Source organism: Pseudarthrobacter kochi (assembly GCF_055412805.1).
Genome location: NZ_JBVAYV010000026.1, coordinates 15,625 through 33,961, shown reverse-complemented (window position 1 = coordinate 33,961; position 18,337 = coordinate 15,625). Strand labels below are relative to the sequence as shown.

17 protein-coding genes and 1 pseudogene are annotated in these 18,337 nt (G+C 66.8%); 10 read left to right on the top strand and 8 right to left on the bottom strand.

Annotated elements, in window-relative coordinates; translation table 11 throughout:
• The first annotated feature begins 78 nt into the window (after nt 1-78).
• The gene (locus tag ACZY0Y_RS13270) at nt 79-2,091 is read left to right on the top strand and encodes a M3 family metallopeptidase (protein ID WP_463958425.1); all 2,013 of its coding nucleotides are present in this window, start codon (nt 79-81) and stop codon (nt 2,089-2,091) included.
• 75 nt (nt 2,092-2,166) lie between these two features.
• On the opposite strand, the pseudogene pdxS reads toward ACZY0Y_RS13270, so the two are convergent.
• The 6 genes and pseudogenes from pdxS to ACZY0Y_RS13240 form a co-directional block, all read right to left on the bottom strand.
• Nucleotides 2,167-2,886, bottom strand: a pseudogene (gene pdxS, locus ACZY0Y_RS13265) (pyridoxal 5'-phosphate synthase lyase subunit PdxS); the annotation flags it as partial.
• Nucleotides 2,887-3,135: 249 nt separating this feature from the next.
• A complete protein-coding gene (gene pgsA / locus ACZY0Y_RS13260) occupies nt 3,136-3,774 on the bottom strand; it encodes a phosphatidylinositol phosphate synthase (RefSeq protein WP_463958423.1) in 639 nt (212 codons plus the stop codon).
• Nucleotides 3,764-4,369, bottom strand: coding sequence for an HIT family protein (locus ACZY0Y_RS13255; protein ID WP_463881596.1), 606 nt, complete (start codon nt 4,367-4,369; stop codon nt 3,764-3,766). The genes pgsA and ACZY0Y_RS13255 overlap by 11 nt, the downstream gene beginning before the upstream one ends.
• 20 nt (nt 4,370-4,389) lie before the next feature.
• Nucleotides 4,390-6,399: a threonine--tRNA ligase gene (gene thrS / locus ACZY0Y_RS13250; RefSeq protein WP_463881593.1), complete on the bottom strand. Its 2,010-nt coding sequence runs from the start codon at nt 6,397-6,399 to the stop codon at nt 4,390-4,392.
• 106 nt (nt 6,400-6,505) lie between these two features.
• Nucleotides 6,506-10,006 carry a DNA polymerase III subunit alpha gene (locus tag ACZY0Y_RS13245; RefSeq protein ID WP_463958421.1) on the bottom strand — a complete coding sequence of 1,167 codons (3,501 nt, stop codon included), beginning with the start codon at nt 10,004-10,006 and terminating at the stop codon, nt 6,506-6,508.
• On the bottom strand, nt 10,003-10,335 hold the full coding sequence (locus tag ACZY0Y_RS13240; protein ID WP_160665596.1) for a DUF6504 family protein: 333 nt from the start codon (nt 10,333-10,335) through the stop codon (nt 10,003-10,005). The genes ACZY0Y_RS13245 and ACZY0Y_RS13240 overlap by 4 nt, the downstream gene beginning before the upstream one ends.
• Nucleotides 10,336-10,492: 157 nt before the next feature.
• Here ACZY0Y_RS13240 and ACZY0Y_RS13235 point away from each other — a divergent pair, with 157 nt between their 5' ends.
• Nucleotides 10,493-10,879, top strand: a complete 387-nt coding sequence (locus tag ACZY0Y_RS13235) for a hypothetical protein (protein ID WP_463881588.1) — start codon at nt 10,493-10,495, stop codon at nt 10,877-10,879.
• Nucleotides 10,880-10,883: 4 nt separating this feature from the next.
• Here ACZY0Y_RS13235 and ACZY0Y_RS13230 read toward each other — a convergent pair whose 3' ends face one another.
• Nucleotides 10,884-11,210, bottom strand: a complete 327-nt coding sequence (locus ACZY0Y_RS13230; protein ID WP_024367112.1) for a chorismate mutase — start codon at nt 11,208-11,210, stop codon at nt 10,884-10,886.
• A gap of 14 nt (nt 11,211-11,224) precedes the next feature.
• Between ACZY0Y_RS13230 and ACZY0Y_RS13225 the strand changes: the two genes are divergently transcribed.
• The 5 genes from ACZY0Y_RS13225 to ACZY0Y_RS13205 all read left to right on the top strand — a co-directional run bounded on the left by ACZY0Y_RS13225 (nt 11,225) and on the right by ACZY0Y_RS13205 (nt 15,198).
• Nucleotides 11,225-11,647 carry a VOC family protein gene (locus tag ACZY0Y_RS13225; RefSeq protein ID WP_463958419.1) on the top strand — a complete coding sequence of 141 codons (423 nt, stop codon included), beginning with the start codon at nt 11,225-11,227 and terminating at the stop codon, nt 11,645-11,647.
• 154 nt (nt 11,648-11,801) lie between these two features.
• Nucleotides 11,802-12,998, top strand: coding sequence for a sensor histidine kinase (locus ACZY0Y_RS13220; protein ID WP_463958417.1), 1,197 nt, complete (start codon nt 11,802-11,804; stop codon nt 12,996-12,998).
• Complete coding sequence (locus tag ACZY0Y_RS13215; RefSeq protein ID WP_463958415.1) at nt 12,995-13,747, top strand: response regulator; 753 nt, start codon at nt 12,995-12,997, stop codon at nt 13,745-13,747. The genes ACZY0Y_RS13220 and ACZY0Y_RS13215 overlap by 4 nt, the downstream gene beginning before the upstream one ends.
• Nucleotides 13,744-14,469, top strand: coding sequence for a hypothetical protein (locus tag ACZY0Y_RS13210; protein ID WP_463958413.1), 726 nt, complete (start codon nt 13,744-13,746; stop codon nt 14,467-14,469). Before ACZY0Y_RS13215 ends, ACZY0Y_RS13210 begins: the two co-directional genes overlap by 4 nt.
• A gap of 297 nt (nt 14,470-14,766) precedes the next feature.
• A complete protein-coding gene (locus ACZY0Y_RS13205) occupies nt 14,767-15,198 on the top strand; it encodes a hypothetical protein (protein ID WP_463958412.1) in 432 nt (143 codons plus the stop codon).
• A gap of 114 nt (nt 15,199-15,312) precedes the next feature.
• On the opposite strand, the gene ACZY0Y_RS13200 is transcribed toward ACZY0Y_RS13205, so the two are convergent.
• Nucleotides 15,313-16,059, bottom strand: a complete 747-nt coding sequence (locus ACZY0Y_RS13200) for an SOS response-associated peptidase (RefSeq protein ID WP_463958410.1) — start codon at nt 16,057-16,059, stop codon at nt 15,313-15,315.
• 135 nt (nt 16,060-16,194) lie between these two features.
• Here ACZY0Y_RS13200 and ACZY0Y_RS13195 point away from each other — a divergent pair, with 135 nt between their 5' ends.
• The 3 genes from ACZY0Y_RS13195 to ACZY0Y_RS13185 all read left to right on the top strand — a co-directional run bounded on the left by ACZY0Y_RS13195 (nt 16,195) and on the right by ACZY0Y_RS13185 (nt 18,337).
• Nucleotides 16,195-16,452, top strand: a complete 258-nt coding sequence (locus tag ACZY0Y_RS13195) for a mycoredoxin (RefSeq protein WP_024367105.1) — start codon at nt 16,195-16,197, stop codon at nt 16,450-16,452.
• Nucleotides 16,453-16,607: 155 nt separating this feature from the next.
• Nucleotides 16,608-17,693, top strand: a complete 1,086-nt coding sequence (locus ACZY0Y_RS13190; protein WP_463958408.1) for an S-(hydroxymethyl)mycothiol dehydrogenase — start codon at nt 16,608-16,610, stop codon at nt 17,691-17,693.
• Nucleotides 17,690-18,337, top strand: a complete 648-nt coding sequence (locus tag ACZY0Y_RS13185; RefSeq protein WP_463881577.1) for an MBL fold metallo-hydrolase — start codon at nt 17,690-17,692, stop codon at nt 18,335-18,337. Before ACZY0Y_RS13190 ends, ACZY0Y_RS13185 begins: the two co-directional genes overlap by 4 nt.

The following is an 18,337-nucleotide window of genomic DNA, read 5'->3' as shown; positions in this document are numbered from 1 at the left end:
CCCATCCTACGGTGGCCCCGGTCACAACACGCCCGGCAGGCCGTTGAGACTCCCCCCGTTACATGAAAGAGTTATTTCATGACCAATCCCCTGATGAGCCCCAGCCCCGTGCCGTTCGGCCTGCCGCCGTTCGCAGACATCACCGACGAGCACTACGCCGAGGCCGTCGAGGCCGGCCTCGCCGAGCACCTCGCTGAAATCCAGGCAATCGTGGACACCCAGGAACCTGCCTCCTTCGAGAACACCGCGCTGGCCATGGAGCGGTCCGGACAGCTCCTGCAGCGCGCCGCGGCGTCCTTCTTCACCCTCGTCTCGGCCGACGCCTCGGACGCCATCCGCGAACTCGAGACCACACTGTCCCCGCGCTTCTCGGCCCACCAGGACGCCGTCTACCTCAACCGGGGGCTGTTCGAGCGCTTCGCCGCGATCAACACCGACCGGCTCGACGCCGAATCCGCCCGGCTCGTGGACGAGTACCTCAAGGAGTTCCGCCAGTCCGGCATCCAGCTCGACGGCGCCGGCCAGGAACGGCTCAAGGCCGTCAACGCCGAGCTCTCCCGCCTGGGCACGGACTTCGGCCAGCGGGTGAAGGAGGCCATGAAGTCCGCCTCGCTGCTCCTGGACGACGCCGCCGAACTCGCCGGGCTGCCCTCCGACGACGTCGCCAGCGCCGCGGAAGCCGCGCGCACCGCCGGGCACGAGGGAAAGTTCCTGCTCACCCTCATCCAGCCCAGCAACCAGCCCGCCCTTGCCGCCCTGGACAACCGCGACGTCCGCCGCCGCCTGTACGAGGCCTCCATCGGCCGCGGCAGCGACGGCGGCAGCTTCGATGTCCTGGACCTCGTCAAGGACCTGGTCCGGCTCCGCGCCGAGAAAGCGACGCTGCTGGGCTTCGCGAACTACGCCGAGCTCACCGTGGACCAGCAGACCGCCCCGGATTTTGCGGCTGTGCAGGCCATGATGAACCGGCTCGCCCCGGCCGCGGTCCGCAATGCCGATGCCGAGGCCGAAGCGCTGGCCGGGATCGCCGGGCACCCGCTGGAAGCCTGGGACTGGGCCTACTACTCCGCCAGGGTCAAGCGTGAACGCTACGCCGTGGACGAGCAGGCGCTGCGCCCGTACTTCGAGCTGGACCGTGTCCTCAACGACGGCGTGTTCTTCGCCGCCAACGCGCTCTACGGCATCACGTTCCACGAACGCGCCGACCTCGCCGGCTACCACCCGGACGTGCGCGTCTGGGAAGTCCGCAATGCGGACGGCACCGGGCTGGGCCTGTTCCTGGGCGACTACTACACCCGTGAGTCCAAACGCGGCGGGGCCTGGATGAACTCCCTCGTGGAACAGTCCGGGTTGCTCAACACCCGTCCCGTGGTGATCAACAACCTCAACATTTCCAAGCCGCCCGCCGGCGAACCCACACTCCTGACCCTCGATGAACTCCGCACCACGTTCCACGAGTTCGGGCACGCCCTGCATGGACTCTTCTCCTCCGTCACCTACCCGCGGTTCTCCGGCACCTCGGTGCCGCGGGACTTCGTGGAGTACCCCTCGCAGGTGAACGAAATGTGGATCATGTGGCCGGAGGTCCTCGCCAACTACGCACGCCACCACGCCACTGGCGAGGCGCTGCCGCAGGAGGTCGTGGACAAGCTCGACGCCGCGCAGCTCTGGGGCGAGGGCTTCGGCACCACCGAATACCTGGGCGCGGCCCTGCTCGACCTCGCCTGGCATGTGCTGGACAGTTCCGAGGTGCCCGAGGACGTCCTGGAGTTCGAGGCTAAGGCACTGGCGGCGGCCGGTGTGGCGCACCACCTGATCCCGCCGCGCTACCGGACCGGCTACTTCCAGCACATCTTCGCGGGCGCCGGGTACGCCGCGGGCTATTATTCCTACATCTGGAGCGAGGTCCTGGACGCCGAGACAGTCGAATGGTTCAAGGAACACGGCGGCCTCACCCGGGCCAACGGCGGGTTCTTCCGCGCCGAACTGCTCGCCCGGGGCAACAGCCGCGACCCGCTGGATTCCTTCCGCGCCTTCCGCGGCCGCGACGCCGAACTCGAACCGCTCCTCAAGCGCCGCGGCCTCGACTAACCCCTCATCGGTTGCTCCGTAACGGCCGTTTTGAGGCCTCATAAGGGCCGTTGCGGAGCACTCGATGGGGAAACTAACGACGGCGGCGGCGCGCTGGGCCGGGTTGCCGGACTTGAAGATGCCGGAGCCGACGAAGACACCGTCGGCGCCGAGCTGCATCATCATCGCGGCGTCGGCCGGGGTGGCGATGCCGCCTGCGGTGAACAGCACGACGGGGAGCTTGCCCGTGGCGGCAACTTCCTTGACCAGTTCGTACGGGGCCTGCAGCTCCTTGGCGGCGACGTAGAGCTCGTCCTCGGCCATGCCGGCGAGCCTCTTGATCTCCGAACGGATCTGGCGCATGTGCGTGGTGGCGTTGGAGACGTCACCGGTGCCGGCCTCGCCCTTGGACCGGATCATGGCCGCGCCCTCGTTGATGCGGCGCAGGGCCTCACCGAGGTTGGTGGCGCCGCAGACGAAGGGAATCGTGAAGTTCCACTTGTCGATGTGGTTCGCGTAGTCGGCCGGGGTCAGGACCTCGGACTCGTCGATGTAATCCACACCGAGGGTCTGGATGACCTGGGCCTCGACGAAGTGGCCGATCCGGACCTTGGCCATGACCGGGATGGACACGGCGGCGATGATCGCCTCGATCATGTCGGGATCGGACATCCGGGACACGCCGCCCTGGGCGCGGATGTCGGCGGGTACGCGTTCCAGCGCCATGACTGCCACGGCTCCGGCATCCTCAGCGATGAGGGCCTGCTCGACGTTGACGACGTCCATGATGACGCCGCCCTTGAGCATCTCCGCCATGCCGCGCTTGACGCGGTTGCTGCCCGTAACGCTCTGTGCGGACGCGCCGGCTTCGCTGTTTACATCAGGTGTAGACACAAAAACCCCTATGGGTAGATAGATGACCTCGCCGGAGCGCGGACGGCACACAAATACCGCTTCGCACACACCGGATTACCGGATCCATTGGCCGGTAGTGCTAATACTAGTCCCCCTGCCGCGCCCGGCTGAATTCCGGTTACACCGCCAGGACCCGCCGAACCAGCGCGCTCAGGCGGCCTGTTCGGTTGCGGTGCCTTCGGTCTCCTCGAGCGACTGGCGGTGCACTGTGATGATCCGCTGGATGACCGTCACGAGGCTAGCGGCGGCCAGGACGCACAGCGTCACGAAAAGGACCACGGTGGGCAGGCCCAGGCCGGTGAAGCCGGTGACCACCAGGACGGACACCAGCCGTTCGGCCCGCTCGGCAATGCCCACGTTGGCCTGGAAGCCCAGCGCCTCGGCCTTCGCACGGGCATAGGAGACCACCATCCCCAGGACCAGGCAGACGACGGCGGCAATTGCGATGGGGGTGTTCGCGCCTCCGGTGAAGAACCAGACCGCGACGCCGGCAAACAGGGCGCCGTCGGCCACCCGGTCCAGGGTGGAGTCCAGGAAGTTGCCCCAGCGGCCGCCGCTCTTTTGCATCCGCGCCATGATGCCGTCGATGACGTCGGAGAAGATGAACGCGGTGATGAAGAGGGTGCCCCACCAGAGCTGGCCCAGCGGGTAGAACACCAGGGCCCCAACCACAACACCGAGCGTTCCGACGATGGTCACGGCGTCCGGGGAGACGCCGATCCGCAGGAGCCACCGGGCAAGCGGGGAGAACAGCGCGGTGAAGAAGCCGCGCGCGTGCCTATTCAGCATCCGTCGCCCCGGCGGTCGCCTGGGGCCAGGCGTCCGCCACCTGCTGGCGGACCTCGCCGAGGGTCTGCGTGATGGCCTTGGTCTGGGCGATGATCGGGAAGAAGTTCCCGTCCCCGCCCCAGCGCGGCACCACGTGCTGGTGCAGGTGCCCGGCGATCCCGGCACCGCCGGTCACGCCCTGGTTCATGCCCAGGTTGAAGCCGGTGGGGTTGGCGACCTTGCGCAGCACGCGCATGGCCGTCTGGGTGAGCTCGGCGAATTCAGCCGTTTCCTCCACGGTCAGGTCCGTGTAGTCGGGAATGTGCCGGTAGGGGCAGACCAGCAGGTGGCCCGGGTTGTAGGGGAAGAGGTTGAGCACGACGTAGCTGGTCCGCCCGCGGCAGACGATGAGTGAATCGCCGTCCTCGCGTTCCGGTGCCACGCAGAACGGGCAGTCGTCCACGTTCTTGAACTGGTGCTGCCCGCCCTTGATGTAAGCCATCCGGTGCGGAGTCCACAGGCGCTGGAACGCGTCCGGCACCCCGGCCAGGCCAAAGTCGTCGGTCACGCCGTCGTCGCCCGGATATTCCGGAGCGGCCCCTGTGGTTTCCTGCATGCCTGGTTTTTCCCTGTCCGCTAGCTGGTCCGGTTGCGGACGGCGTCGACGATCCGCTGGACCGCCTCGGCCACCGGCACGCCGTTGTCCTGGCTGCCGTCACGGAAGCGGAAGGACACGGCGCCGGCTTCGGCGTCGTCCCCTCCAGCGATCAGCACGAACGGGATCTTGTCCTTGCTGGCGGTGCGGATCTTCTTCGGGAAGCGGTCCGAGGAAATATCCACTTCGGCACGGATCCCCGCGGCTTTGAGCTGGTCCACGACGTCGAACATGTAGTCGTTGAATGCCTCGGCCACCGGGATGCCGACCACCTGCACGGGGGCCAGCCAGGCCGGGAACGCGCCGGCGTAGTGCTCGGTCAGGACACCCATGAACCGTTCCACGGAACCGAACAGGGCCCGGTGGATCATGACCGGGCGCTGGCGGGTGCCGTCCGCGGCCTGGAACTCGAGTTCGAAGCGCTCGGGCAGGTTGAAGTCCAGCTGGATAGTGGACATCTGCCAGGTGCGCCCGAGGGCGTCCTTGGCCTGGACGGAGATCTTGGGGCCATAGAACGCGGCTCCGCCCGGATCCGGGACGAGCTCCAGGCCGGAGGCTTCGGCAACCTCGGCGAGGGTGCGGGTGGCCTCGTCCCACGTGGCGTCGTCGCCCACGAACTTGTCCTCGTTCCTGGTGGAGAGTTCCAGGTAGAAGTCGTCCAGGCCGTAGTCCTTGAGCAGCCCCAGCACGAAGTTCAGGGTGCTGGTGAGCTCGTCCTTCATCTGCTCGCGGGTGCAGTAGATGTGGGCGTCGTCCTGGGTCATGCCGCGCACCCGGGTGAGGCCGTGCACGACGCCGGACTTCTCGTAGCGGTAGACGGAGCCGAATTCGAACAGGCGCAGCGGCAGTTCGCGGTAGGACCGTCCGCGGGAGCGGAAGATGAGGTTGTGCATGGGGCAGTTCATCGGCTTGAGGTAGTAGTCCTGGCCGGGTTTGCGCACTGTGCCGTCCTCGTTGAGTTCGGCGTCGATGTGCATCGGGGGGAACATCCCGTCCCGGTACCAGTCCAGGTGGCCGGAGACCTCGTAAAGGTGGCCCTTGGTGATGTGCGGGGTGTAGACGAAGTCGTAGCCGGCTTCCACGTGGCGCTGGCGTGAGTAGTCCTCCATGGCCTTGCGGATGATGCCGCCCTTGGGATGGAACACCGGCAGGCCCGAACCCAGCTCGTCCGGGAAGGAGAACAGGTCCAGTTCGGCCCCGAGTTTGCGGTGGTCGCGTCGTTCGGCCTCGGCGATGCGCTCCTGGTAGGCCTTGAGGGCTTCCTTGGTGGGCCAGGCGGTGCCGTAGATGCGCTGCAGCTGCTGGTTGTTCTGGTTGCCCAGCCAGTAGGCGGCGGAGGACCGGGTCAGGGCGAAGGCGTTGGAGATGAGCTTGGTGTTGGGCAGGTGCGGGCCGCGGCACAGATCGCACCAGACGGTGTCCCCGCTCTTGCGGTCCACGTTGTCGTAGATGGTGATGTCTCCGGCGCCGACCTCGACGTTGACACCTTCACCGGCGTCGGCGGCGTTGTTCTTCTTGCCCAGCAGTTCGAGCTTGTAGGGCTCGTCCTTCATTGCTTCACGGGCCTCGTCCTCGCTGACCACGCGGCGGACGAACTTCTGGTTCTGGTTGATGATCTTTTGCATCATCTTTTCCAGGGCCTTCAGGTCCTCCGGAGTGAACGGGTCCTCGACGTCGAAGTCGAAGTAGAAGCCGTCCGTGATGTACGGGCCGATGCCAAGCTTGGCGTCGGGGCGCAGCTGCTGCACGGCCTGGGCCATCACGTGGGCCGTGGAGTGGCGGAGGACGTTGAGGCCGTCGGGGGAATCGATGGTGACGCCCTCGATCGTGGCGTCCTCGGGCAGCGGCTGGTCCAGGTCCTTGAGCTCGCCATTGACGCGGGCCACAACGACGTCGCGGCGCTCAAAAAAGAGTTCCGCGCCGGTGGTCCCGGTAGCCACCTTGGTCTCTTCGCCATCGACGAGAAGGGTGATCTGCTGGGCATCTGACACGGGTGTCTCCTATTCAAAGTTTAGGCTTCGTAGCTTGTGGCGTACGGCGACCACAGCCAGCCTCGTCCATGCTATCGGTTTCTGCAGGGGCCAACCAACGCGCCACTCAGCCTCCCAGCCCGGTAATGGCGAGGTTGCGGCTGATCCCGTCCAGCGGACCCGGCGGCTCGGGTTCCCGGTATTCCGGGATCCCGGACGCCGCGGCCGGGAACGGCAGCGTCCCCGTGCGGCTCAGGTCCCAGGCCATGCTGGCGCTGATACTGATCCCCCTCGGACCGGTCCGCCGGGTGGTCCCCCGGATCAGCAGCAGCCGGGTGCCGAACAGCAACGGCCCGGCCAGCTCCTGGGCCTCATGGAAGAAGACCGAGTCCACACAGCCCGTGCCGTCGTCGATGCTGATGAACACCACGCGGCGGCCGCCCCGCATGGGAGGGGTCTGGGTGGCGACCCGGACACCGGCGACCAGCACCTCGGTGCCGTTGCGCAACCCCAGCAGCTTGTCGGCGGTGGTGACGCCCAGACGGTCCAGCAGCGGCTTGTGGCTGGCCATCAGGTGGTCGCTGACATCCACGGCCATCAGGTCCAGCTCGGCCCTCACGGTATCGACCAGGGTCGGCGGAGGCAGCCCGCCCTTGAGGTTCTTCAGCTCAACGTCGCCCAGCGGCAGCGACAACTGACCCTCGATCACGTCGATGCCTTTGCGCTGCGGCCGGCTTTGCAGAGACTGCAGATGATGTACCAGGTCCGCGCGGTTGGCGGTCCCGCCGGAGGCCCGGTGCAGGGAATCGAAGGCACCGAGCTGCGCCAGCCGCTGGATGCTGGGTTTGCTCAGCCGGGACCTGGCCCGCAGGTCCGCGAGGGAGTCATAGGGCTGGCCCGCCACGATCCGTTTCAGCTCGGTACCGGAGAGCCCGTAGATGCCGTTCAGGCTCAGCCTGATGCCCAGCTTGCCAAGGTCAGGGCCGCCGTCCACGCGTTCCACCCGGTATTCGGCGTGGCTGCGGTTAATGTCCAGGGGCAGGATCGGGATGCCCAGCCGCCGGGCCTCGGCGACCAGGAGCCGCTTGGGATACATCCCCGGATCGTGCTCCCACAGCCCGGCGAGGAACGCTTCCGGGTGGTGGGTCTTGAGCCAGGCCGACTGGTAGGTGGGCACGGCAAAAGCGGCGCCGTGGGCTTTGCAGAACCCGAAGCTTCCAAAGGCCTTGAGCGTCCCCCAGACCTTGTCCACCACTGCGGGGCTGTACCCCCGGGTACGGGCTTCCGTCCGGAAGAACTCCTCCACCCTGCCTTCCCGCACGTCGTTGCCGAGGGCACGGCGGAATTCATCAGCCCGCGCCAGCCCGCATCCGGTCATGACATCGAACGTCTTGAGGATCTGTTCATGGAACACGGTCACGCCATGCGTCTCCTGGAGGACGGGTTTGAGGTCCGGGTGCGGATAGACCTCCGGCGCGAAACCGTGCCGGTGCTCCAGGAAGGGCCGGACCATGTCCGATTTCATCGGACCCGGCCGGAACAGCGAGATGTCGATGATGAGGTCGTTGAATTCCCGGGGTGCGAGTTTGCCGATGAGCTCCCGCTGCCCGGGGGATTCGATCTGGAAGCAGCCCAGGGTGTGGGTACTGCGGATCAGCTCATAGGTGGGTTCGTCGTCGAGCGGCACGGCGTTGAGGTCGATCCGGCCGTCCTCGGCGATGTAGTCCGGCCCCGTCCCGTCCGGCCCCGCCAGGTGGGCTCCAGCGGCCACCACCTCGGCTTTGGTGGGATGCAGGCGGATCACCTCGCGGACGGCGAAGGCCATGGCGCTTTGCATCCGGACGCCGAGGACATCGAGTTTGAGCATGCCCATCGGGTCCATGTCGTGCTTGTCGAACTGGCTCATCGGCAAGCCCAGGCCGCTGGGCTGCACGGGGGTGCGGTCCAGCAGGGTGGCGTCGCCCAGGATGACCCCGCAGGGGTGCATGGAGATGTGGCGCGGCAGCCGGTCCAGCCGTTCGGTGAGGTCCACCAGCAGATCCAGCTGCTGGTTGCCGCCGAAGTCGCGCTGCCCCACCCGGCCGGCGAATTCCTTCAGCTCGGGCTTCTCCTCGAGGGCTTCGCGGAAGTTCCGGGCCGAGAACCGCCACAGCTGCTTGGCGATGTCCCCGATCTCGCCCCCCTCCATGCCCAGCGCCAGTCCGGCGTCGCGCACGGCCCCGCGGGCGCGGTAGCCGTTTTGCATGCTCATCAGCGTGACGCGCTCGGAGCCGAAGCGCTCAAAGATCTTCCGGTACACGTTGTGCCGTTCGGCGCTTTCGACGTCGATGTCGATGTCCGGCAGGGTGGCGCGGTCCCGGGACAGGAAGCGCTCGAAGATGAGGTCGTGCTGCAGCGGGTTCACCTGGCTGACACCGATCAGGTAGTTGACCAGGCTGGAGGCCCCCGAACCGCGGGCCGCGGCCCGGACCCCCATGTCCAGGATCATCCGGGACACCTCGGCCACGGTCAGGAAGTACGCGGCGAAGCCCAGGGAGTCGATGATCCTCAGCTCGTGCTCCAGCCGCGAGCGCAGCTCCCCGGCGGGTTTGCCGGTGATGCCCGGGAACCTCCTGCTGATGCCCGCTTCGCAGCGCTGGGTGAGCTCCACGAGGGGGTCCCCGGCGATGCCGATCACGGAGGCTTCCGGGACCACTGGCTGTTTCCATCCCATGTCCGTCACGGGGTCCATCCGGCAGCGGTCCGCGAGCGCCCCGGTCTGCGCCATCAGGCTCTTGAGGTCCGCGGCGCCGTACCCGGCGGCGTGCATGATCTCCTTGCCCAGCTGGAGCATCTGAGCCGCGGATTTCATCCAGCCCTGCCCGTTGGGCTGGAGCAGCGGGGCGGCGGAGAGTTCGGGGAGCGATTTCAGGGTGCGGGCGGAATCCAGTACGTCCGCGGTGGCCGCCCCGTCCTCGGCGACATACCGCACGGCATTGGTCAGGACGGCGGGAACCCCTTGTTCCGCGGCAAGCTTGAGCATCCGCACCGCGTGGGCGGTGCTGAGCGGTTCCCCCGGCGGGCTGAGCTGGCTGACCACCTCCGCGGCGATCGTTCCGGGCGGCATGGCATCGAGCCACCGTTTGAACAGGGTGCGGGGGCGCAGGTAGCGCCTCCCGCCCATGGCACGTCCGACGTCGGAGTCCGGACCGATCAGCACGGTCAGCACCGGCTTGAGGGTTTCGGGGTGCAGGGTGCGGGAGGCCAGTTCGGCGCGCGTCACGGCCACGGGCACCGCTCCCCCGGCCTTGCCCGTGGTGCGGGCATGCGCATCGGAGATCAGCCGGCACAGCGCCCGGTAGCCGGCGCCGTCGTTGTGCCCGTGGGCCAGGACGACGACGCGCCCGCCCACCTGGGTGCGGAGGTCGCCGTCGTCGTCGAAGACCGCAAGGTCCACCCCAACGATCGGGTCCAGCCCGGCGGCCATGCAGGCTTTCAAGTGCTTGACCGTCCCGTAGAGGCCGTCGCGGTCCGTGCAGGCGAGCGCCGCCGCCCCGTCCGCGGCCGCGGCGGCGGCCAGCTCATCCGGCCAGGAGACCCCGTAGTGGGCACTGAAGGCGGTGGAGACATGGAGATGCGTGAAGCTCATGCCGGTTCGGACTTCCGGACCGGGAGCAGGGCGTCATGGATCCGCAGCAGGCGCCAGCGTCCGCTGCCCACATGCCGGGTGAGGTCGAGGGTGAGGCTGTCAGGTTCAGGGGAATCTGCTGGGCGCACCTGCACCCGCCAGATCTCGTGGTCCACGAGTCCCGGGCCGCTCCCCAGGGGTGCCCGCTGTTCCTCCGCCCACCATTGGCGCCGCTCGTACCAGCGGACCGGTTCCGCGCACACAGTGTAGTGGCGGCCGGCCCAGTCAAGCTTCAAGGGCTGGCCGGAGGGTGTGCAGACGACGTCCACCGACTCGCTGAACATGCCCACCGCGCCTCCCGGACCACACCGTTTCTAAGAACCAACTGTACCAAAACTGGCAGTAGCTATTCGAACATATCTTCGAACAACTCCAGTCTACGACGGCGCCGCGGCAAAACCTAGATCAGGGGTGGACGCACGCAGGCACAGGTAGCAGGATTGAGCCATGAGCTCCCATAACGCACTCCTGAAGCACGTAAGCATCGCCGCCGAGGACACGTCCCTGGTGGCGAAGTTCGATATAGACGGAAACATCCCGGGTCAGGGCGCCTACGTGGTGGGGCTTGTGGCAGCAACGCCGGACCATTCACACCAGCGACGAATGGGCATCGAGTTCATGAACGGGGAAGCAGTGTCCTTCTACTGCTTCAGCCACGACGGCACGGAGGAGAACTTTGACCTCAAGGGCGTGGAGCACTCCGGAAACACCATTACCGGGCACTTTCCGCTCAGCACGGTCATGGGCCTGGCCAAGGGCCACCTCATGACGGCCTTCAGCGACTGCGACGGCCGCGACTACCAGACGAACGTCCCGGTGGAGGAAGCCCTCTAGGCCACTAGGAGCTGGCTTTGTAGACTTCCAGCTCGAGTGTGATGAAGGCGTCGATCATTGCCCGGTAGGTCTTCTCCACGAGGTCAACGTCAATGTCTTTCTGTTCCGCAGTGGCGCGGACGTGTTCGATAACCCGTTCCACACGCCCGGGGGCCCGCACCTCGGCGCTGTCCGCCTTGAGGGTCCCGGCGATCCGGATCAGGCGTTCGCGGCGGCCGATCAGCGACACGATCTGTTCGTCCACCTCGTCAACAGCCACGCGCACGGCGGCGAGCTGTTCCCGGTCGGCCTTGGCAGCTTTATCGTCTTGGTGATTTGTGGACATGTCCATGACAGTATCGAAAGATGCAGCCACGAGTCGATTTAATTTCACTCGGTGTCCGCAGCGTCGACGCCTCCCGCAGTTTCTATGCAGATGGCCTGGGCTGGCCCGTCCACCGGGAAGTCCGGGGGGAGGTCCTCTTCATCCAGGCCAATCACGGCCTCATCCTTTCCCTCGGGGACGCCGGGCAGATGCAGGCCGAAGCCGCCACCGATCCCCCTCCCGGCATTCCGTGCATCACGCTGAGCCACAACCTGGCCAGCGCCGCGGAAGCCGACTGGGTGATGGCGGAAGCCGAGTCGACCGGAGCGGCCATCACCGCGGCGCCGAAGACCCAGCCCTGGGGCGGCTATACCGGGTACTTCGCCGACCCCGACGGCTACCGCTGGGAGGTTGCCTTCAATCCCAGCTGGGCGGTCGACGGCGGCGGGAAAGTAACGCTCTGACCTGACCACCGCGAGCGCCGGCGGTCTCTTTCCTATCCTGCTGAGCCAGCCCTGCGGCCGGCCTGTCATCCGTGCGGCCGAACTTCTTCATCCTCCAGTCTGAACTCACGCGAAATGGCCCGGAATGCCGCAGGGGCCCGCTTAGGGTGACGGCATGTTCACGACCATCACGTATCTGCGGCTCCTCGCGGCACCGGCAACGGCCATGTTGCTCCTGGGGACACTCCTTGTCCTGGAGCAGCGCCATTTCGACCAGAACAGCGCCCTGCTGTTGGCGCTCATCACGGGCGTCGCTGTGGCCGAGATTCTGCCGGCCGCTGCCCTCGGGGTTGTCTTCCTCGCCCTGGTCCTGCAGAGCGTCAAGGTCTTCCCTCCGGTCCTGCTCTCGGGCGTGCTGAGCTACGCCGCCGTGCCTATGGTTATCTTTTTTGCCGTGATCGGCTGGAAAACCCGGAACCGGTGGGTTCCTCCCGTTGCCGCGGTCGTGTTTGCCGGCATCACCGCCGTCAACTGGTTCACCGACCAGACCTGGATCAATTTCATCTTCGGCAACCAGCTGTACGGCCGCGGAATATTGCGAACCCTTACGTACGCTTTTCTGATCTTCGGGGCGTTCGCCGCGCTGAACCTCGCCGCCTGGGCCGTCGGCCTGGCGGTCAACAATGTCTCGCGGAGCCGGCGGGCACAGCTTGCGGCGGAAGCCCGGCTCCGGGAGACGGCGACCGAACTCGCCGTCGAACAGGAACGCAACAGAATCGCCAGGGAGCTGCATGATGTCCTGGCCCACTCACTGACGGTCATCGTGGCGCAGGCCGATGGAATACGCTTCATCCACCGCGCAGAACCGGAATCCGTCGAGGAAGCGTCCAGGGTCATCGCCGAGTCGGCAGCCGGCCCACGGGGTCGAGGACCTGGTTTGCTGGCCGAACGGCTGGGTTCCATCGGCATGCCCGTCCAGGTTGAAATGGCGGGACACCCCTGGGACCTGATGCCCATGCAGCACCTGACGGTCTACCGGCTGGCGCAGGAGAGCCTGACGAATGCCTTCAAGCACGGGAACCGGGGCCAGGGCGCGCACCTGCACCTGGTGTGGACAGCAACGTCCCTGGAGCTCCGGGTCAGTTCGTCGCTCATCACCAACCCGGCAGCGACGCCGCTGCCGGCCCCGCCGGGCCGCGGGATAGCAGGAATGAAAGCCCGGGCCGCCGCTGCGGGCGGCTGGGTCGAAACGATCCAGGCCGAAGGCACCTTCGAAGTGCTGGCCTTCCTCCCCCCGGCAGGTCCTGACCAGCCTGCAGCAGCTGAACGCAGCCAGTCCCCTCTCCGCGATCTGGAAGGCGCAACGCCATGACCGCCGCACAACTACGGATTGCCCTGGCCGACGACCAGCCGCTGTTCAGTGCCGGGCTCAAGATGATCCTGCGCAGCCAGCCGGATATGGATCTGGTCGGCGAAGCCGCCAACGGTGAAGCTGCCGTCCACCTTGTGCAGGAGACACGACCCGATGTGCTCCTGATGGACATCCGGATGCCCGTCATGGATGGAATCACGGCCACGAGGCCCATCCTGGCATCGCCCGGCGGGGCCGCCACCAAGATCATTGTGCTGACCACCATCCAGCACGACGAAGCCGTCGTCCGGGCCATCCAGGCCGGTGCCGCCGGTTTCCTGACCAAAGACACAACCCCCGACTTCCTGCTGGCCGCCATCCGGACGGTCCATTCGGGCCACTCGGTCATCGCCCCGGCCATCACCAACGAACTCCTGCGTGACTACACGACGCCGTCCACCGGGAACGACGCCGTGCTGGCCGACCTGACCGGGCGGGAACGCGACGTCTTTCTGCTGACCGCCAAAGGATTGGGCAACGCGGAGATCGCCGCCTCACTGGTCCTGAGCGAGGCCACCGTGAAGTCCCATGTCGGCAGCATACTGGCGAAACTGAAGCTGAAGAACCGCATCCATCTCGTCGCCTTCGCCTACGAAAAACCACGTGCTCACGTAGCCCTCCACAGCAGCACCGACCCATCCACCGAGGCCTTCGCTCTTAGGGAAGGCCAGCCACCGCTTTGCCCAAAACAACCGAAGGAGCCACCATGAAAAAGAAGATCTTCGGCGCTGCCGTGCTGATCGTAGGCACCGGCGCCGCACTGGCCGCCGCCGCCATCCCGGCCGCGCCGATCACCGCGTCCCCGGAGCCCGTCCCGGGAATCATCCGCGAGGCGGAGTCCTACGCCACGGCCGATCCGACCGCCGAAAAGGGGATGCAGGAGGCCGTCCGGCGCTGCCTGGCCAAGGCCGGCAAACTCTTCGCCGATCCGGCGTTCACGAAGGCACTCACCGGGCCCGGGGACACCGCGTCAATGGCCACGGCGGAAGGCATGGGAACTTCCTCCGGCGGGTGCCGCGGCGAAGCCATGACCAGGATCTACGGCAGCGCTGAAAACTACATGCTTGCCACCGGCATCGCGTACAACCCGTTTTTCCCGGCGAGCCTGTCCGCCGCCGGCGACGCGGGAGTTGCCGCGGCCGTCAGGGACTGGGCCTCCTGTATGGAGGAAACCCCCTATTCCTCCTACGCAAACCCGCAGCAGGCCTCCGATGCAGGAAGAGCCGCGGGGGGCCAGGAGGAGTTCAGGATCGCCGTCACCGACGCGGTCTGCCGGGACAAGACCGGATTCCACGCCGCCCTCGACAACGTCCTGGACAAGTACCTGACAACCCGGATGCAGGAACTTGCACCGCAGATTGAAAAGGTCAAAGAGATTCGCCGAACCGCCGCGACCAGCGCAGCCGCGCTTGGTGACGCTGCAACGAAGTAGCGGGCCGGCCAGTCCTGGCGCCAGCCGTGTCGTCCGCATAGTCCGATGCCCTGGGTGTGACACAGGGCACAATGACCCTATTGAGCTGCTCCTCAGCGCCGCTAACGTGACTGGAGTACACGGCGGCACGCCTATTCGAGCCGGTGTGCGGTGAGCTACGAAATCACAAGAGTCGCACTTGTCCAGGAGCCGGCCGATCTGATGCGGAATCGTCGCGGCATACGTGCCCACCGGTTCGTAGCCCAGGTCAAGGGATGCCGTTGTACTCAGAACAATCGGCGGCCGGAAATCCCACGGATGATCGCCCAGCCCCTCGGGAGCGGTGCCGTCGAGCAGCACTTCGTCCCAGTGATGACCGAGATACCGGGCGACCGTTTGCGCGATCCGACGGGCATTCGGCGCATCGGGGTCGGCACTGTTGAGGATGCGCACCCCCGGCACGCAGGCAACGCGTTCCACAAGGGCGGCTGTGTTGACCGCCGCTGTTGTGTGATCACCGCCCTGGCCGGCAGCTACTTTATTGGCTCCGTACCCCTCGCGGTAGCCGTAGTCTCCTCCGCCCGGCTTCATCGTCGGGTCGCTTTCGGTAATGGGTGCATCGAAGCGGGGTGCGGCGTCGGAGTTGACGTGGTTGCCGGCCTCATCGACGTAGACGGCATTGCTGGAGAGCATCACGCTGGAGGTCACGTCCCGCAGATGGGGAAGGAGCAGCCCGATCGGCCGCCGTGAAACATACCCCGTCCACGAGGAGGTCTGCCCCGCCGCCAACCGCCCCCGCCAAGGATTACCGCACGTTTCATCCGTTCACTCTAAGGGCGGCACCGGGTCCCGCTGCGGCGCCCGCTAGAACAGGCTCCCCACCGGCCGGATCAGTTCCGGGGAGTCGTTCTTGACGTTCCCGACGGCGGTGCCGACGGCGTCAATCGTCCAGCCTTCCGCGACGTCGTGCGCGCCGGCCCGGACCAGATCCACCAGTCCTGCGGCGTCGTCGGCCTGCGGGTCCAGCCACGCCTGCATCGTCTGCCGGTCCATCGGCAGCGGAACCCGGTCGTGCAGGGCCGTGAGTTCGGCCAGCATTCCTCCGGCGTAGCCCTCCGGCGGCGAGTCGGTGGTCATGATCGACGTCGAAAGCAGCCAGCGCTCCGGGTCGTCCTCGGCCTTGGAGGGGTCCTTCCACCATTCGTAGAGCCCGGCGAAGACAATCGGATGGCCGTCCTTCGGGTGCACGTAGTAGGGCTGTTTGCCGCGGCCCTCGCCCTTCCATTCGTAGTAGCCGTCGGCGGGGACGGCGCAGCGCCGGGCGCGGGTAGCCTTCCGGAACGCCGGCTTCTCCAGCACACTCTCACTGCGGGCATTGATCATCTTCGAGCCGATCCCCGGGTCCTTGGCCCAGGACGGCACCAGTCCCCAGCGCGCAAGATGCAGCTGCCGGACCGGTTCCCCGTCCACCAGCCGTTCCAGCAGGATCGGCACGTCCGCCGTCGGGGCCACATTCCACGACGGCGGAATCGCGATCTCCTCCTCGAGTCCGGCGTCGAACTCGGCCAGCAGGTCTCCGACGGCCCGGGCCATCACGTAGCGTCCACACATGGCACCAGCATGCCACCGCACCGCACTGTGCGGGAATAGAGGCCTGCGGGTTACGGTTATTGGGAGTGACGTACGACTTTTGTCGGCAACGGGCGCTGCCACCCAGCGCCGTCAACCAGCTTTGAGGAGAACTTCGTGGACTTCACCCCCGAATCCGGCACCATCACCATGTTTTCGACCACCTGGTGCGGCTACTGCAACCGTTTGAAGAAGCAGCTGGACGCCCAGGGCATCGGGTACACCGAGATCAACATCGAAGAAGTTGAAGGCACCGCAGATCTCGTGGAGAAGCTCAACGGAGGCAACCGCACCGTCCCCACCGTGCTGTTCCCGGACGGCACTGCGGCCACCAACCCCTCGGCGGCCGAGGTCAAGAGCCGCCTCGCGGCCTAGAGCCGCTCCTTTCACCAATATGAACCACTAACGACGACGGCGCGGCCCCCCAGGAGGCCGCGCCTCGTCCCGTTGTGCAACAAAAGTTGTGCAGCAGAAGTCTTGCGACAAAGATTTGCGCCGAGAACCGCAGCACGAGCAGAGGAGCTATTTCCATGGTCCATATAGTCAAAGGCGCAGTAGTCCGCTCCAAGGGTGCACCTGTCACCCTGGAGACCATCCTGGTCCCGGATCCCGGTCCCGGGGAGGCCCTCGTGGACATCCTCACGTGCGGCGTCTGCCACACCGACCTGCACTACAAACAGGGTGCCATCAACGACGACTTCCCGTTCCTGCTCGGCCACGAGGCCACCGGCGTCGTCAGCGCAGTGGGTCCCGACGTCACCGAGGTTGCCCCCGGCGACCGGGTGGTGCTGAACTGGCGCGCCGTTTGCGGCGAATGCCGGGCCTGCGCCAAGGGCCAGCCGCAATACTGCTTCAACACCCACAACGCCACCCAGAAGATGACGCTCGAGGACGGCACCGAACTCACCGCCGCGCTGGGCATCGGCGCGTTCGCCGAGAAGACCCTCGTCGCCGCCGGGCAGTGCACCAAGGTTGACCCCGAGGCTGACCCGGCTGCCATCGGCCTGCTCGGCTGCGGCGTGATGGCAGGCATCGGCGCGGCCATCAACACCGGAAACGTCAAGCGCGGCGATTCCGTCGCCGTCATCGGCTGCGGCGGCGTCGGCGTGGCCGCCGTTGCGGGCGCCTCGCTCGCCGGCGCCACCACCGTGATCGCCGTCGACATCGACCCGAAGAAGCTCGACCGCGCCAAGGACCTCGGCGCCACCCACACCGTGGACTCCTCCGCCGTCGACCCGGTCGAGGCCATCCGCGAACTGACCGGCGGTGTCGGCGCCGATGTGGTGATTGACGCCGTCGGACGTCCGGAAACGTACAAGCAGGCCTTCTACGCCCGCGACCTCGCCGGCACCGTGGTCCTGGTGGGAGTGCCCAGCCCCGGGATGACCCTGGAACTGCCGCTCCTGGACGTGTTCGGCCGCGGCGGCTCGCTCAAGTCCTCGTGGTACGGCGACTGCCTGCCCTCGCGCGACTTCCCCATGCTGATCGACCTCTACCGGCAGGGCAAGCTGGACCTGGACGCCTTCGTCACGGAGCGGATCACGATCGACCAGATCGAGGAAGCCTTCGACAAGATGCACTCCGGCGCGGTGCTCCGCTCGGTGGTCGAACTGTGAGCGGCAGTTCCGTGGACGGCCTCCGGATCGACCGGCTGGTCACCTCGGGCACCTTCTCGCTCGACGGCGGCACCTGGGACGTCGAGAACAACGTCTGGATCGTGGGCAACGACGCGGAATGCGTTGTAATCGACCCGGCGCACGACGCCGCCGCCGTCGAGGCAGCCGTCGCGGGCCGGAAGGTCGCCGCGATCCTGCTGACCCACGGCCACGACGACCACATCGCCGCCGTCGGCGAATTCCGCGGACGGGTCAACGCCCCGGTGTACCTCAACCGCGCGGACTGGATGCTCTGGGACGCAGTGTTCCCGGGCACCGAACCGGACCACGCGATCGGGGACGGGGACACCTTCGAGGTTGCCGGCGCACAGCTCGTCGCGCTGCACACGCCGGGGCATTCCCCGGGTTCCATGTGTTTCTTCCTGGAAAGTGAGGGCACCGTCTTCAGTGGCGACACCCTGTTCCAGGGCGGTCCGGGAGCCACTGGCCGGTCCTACAGCGACTTCCCCACCATCATCGGGTCCATCAAGGCCCGGCTGCTGACGCTCCCGGCGGACACCGTGGTGCGGACCGGGCACGGGGATCCGACAAGTATTGGCGCCGAGGCCCCGCAGCTGGAGGAATGGATCGCCCGGGGCCACTAG

Bases quoted from the DNA above. Each gene is read 5' to 3' on its own strand.
- ACZY0Y_RS13270 (WP_463958425.1), top strand. From the start codon at position 79: ATGACCAATCCCCTGATGAGCCCCAGCCCCGTGCCGTTCGGCCTGCCG.
- pgsA (WP_463958423.1), bottom strand. From the start codon at position 3,774: ATGCTGAATAGGCACGCGCGCGGCTTCTTCACCGCGCTGTTCTCCCCG.
- ACZY0Y_RS13255 (WP_463881596.1), bottom strand. From the start codon at position 4,369: ATGCAGGAAACCACAGGGGCCGCTCCGGAATATCCGGGCGACGACGGC.
- ACZY0Y_RS13245 (WP_463958421.1), bottom strand. From the start codon at position 10,006: ATGAGCTTCACGCATCTCCATGTCTCCACCGCCTTCAGTGCCCACTAC.
- ACZY0Y_RS13235 (WP_463881588.1), top strand. From the start codon at position 10,493: ATGAGCTCCCATAACGCACTCCTGAAGCACGTAAGCATCGCCGCCGAG.
- ACZY0Y_RS13230 (WP_024367112.1), bottom strand. From the start codon at position 11,210: ATGGACATGTCCACAAATCACCAAGACGATAAAGCTGCCAAGGCCGAC.
- ACZY0Y_RS13225 (WP_463958419.1), top strand. From the start codon at position 11,225: ATGCAGCCACGAGTCGATTTAATTTCACTCGGTGTCCGCAGCGTCGAC.
- ACZY0Y_RS13220 (WP_463958417.1), top strand. From the start codon at position 11,802: ATGTTCACGACCATCACGTATCTGCGGCTCCTCGCGGCACCGGCAACG.
- ACZY0Y_RS13215 (WP_463958415.1), top strand. From the start codon at position 12,995: ATGACCGCCGCACAACTACGGATTGCCCTGGCCGACGACCAGCCGCTG.
- ACZY0Y_RS13210 (WP_463958413.1), top strand. From the start codon at position 13,744: ATGAAAAAGAAGATCTTCGGCGCTGCCGTGCTGATCGTAGGCACCGGC.
- ACZY0Y_RS13205 (WP_463958412.1), top strand. From the start codon at position 14,767: ATGATCGCCCAGCCCCTCGGGAGCGGTGCCGTCGAGCAGCACTTCGTC.
- ACZY0Y_RS13200 (WP_463958410.1), bottom strand. From the start codon at position 16,059: ATGTGTGGACGCTACGTGATGGCCCGGGCCGTCGGAGACCTGCTGGCC.
- ACZY0Y_RS13190 (WP_463958408.1), top strand. From the start codon at position 16,608: ATGGTCCATATAGTCAAAGGCGCAGTAGTCCGCTCCAAGGGTGCACCT.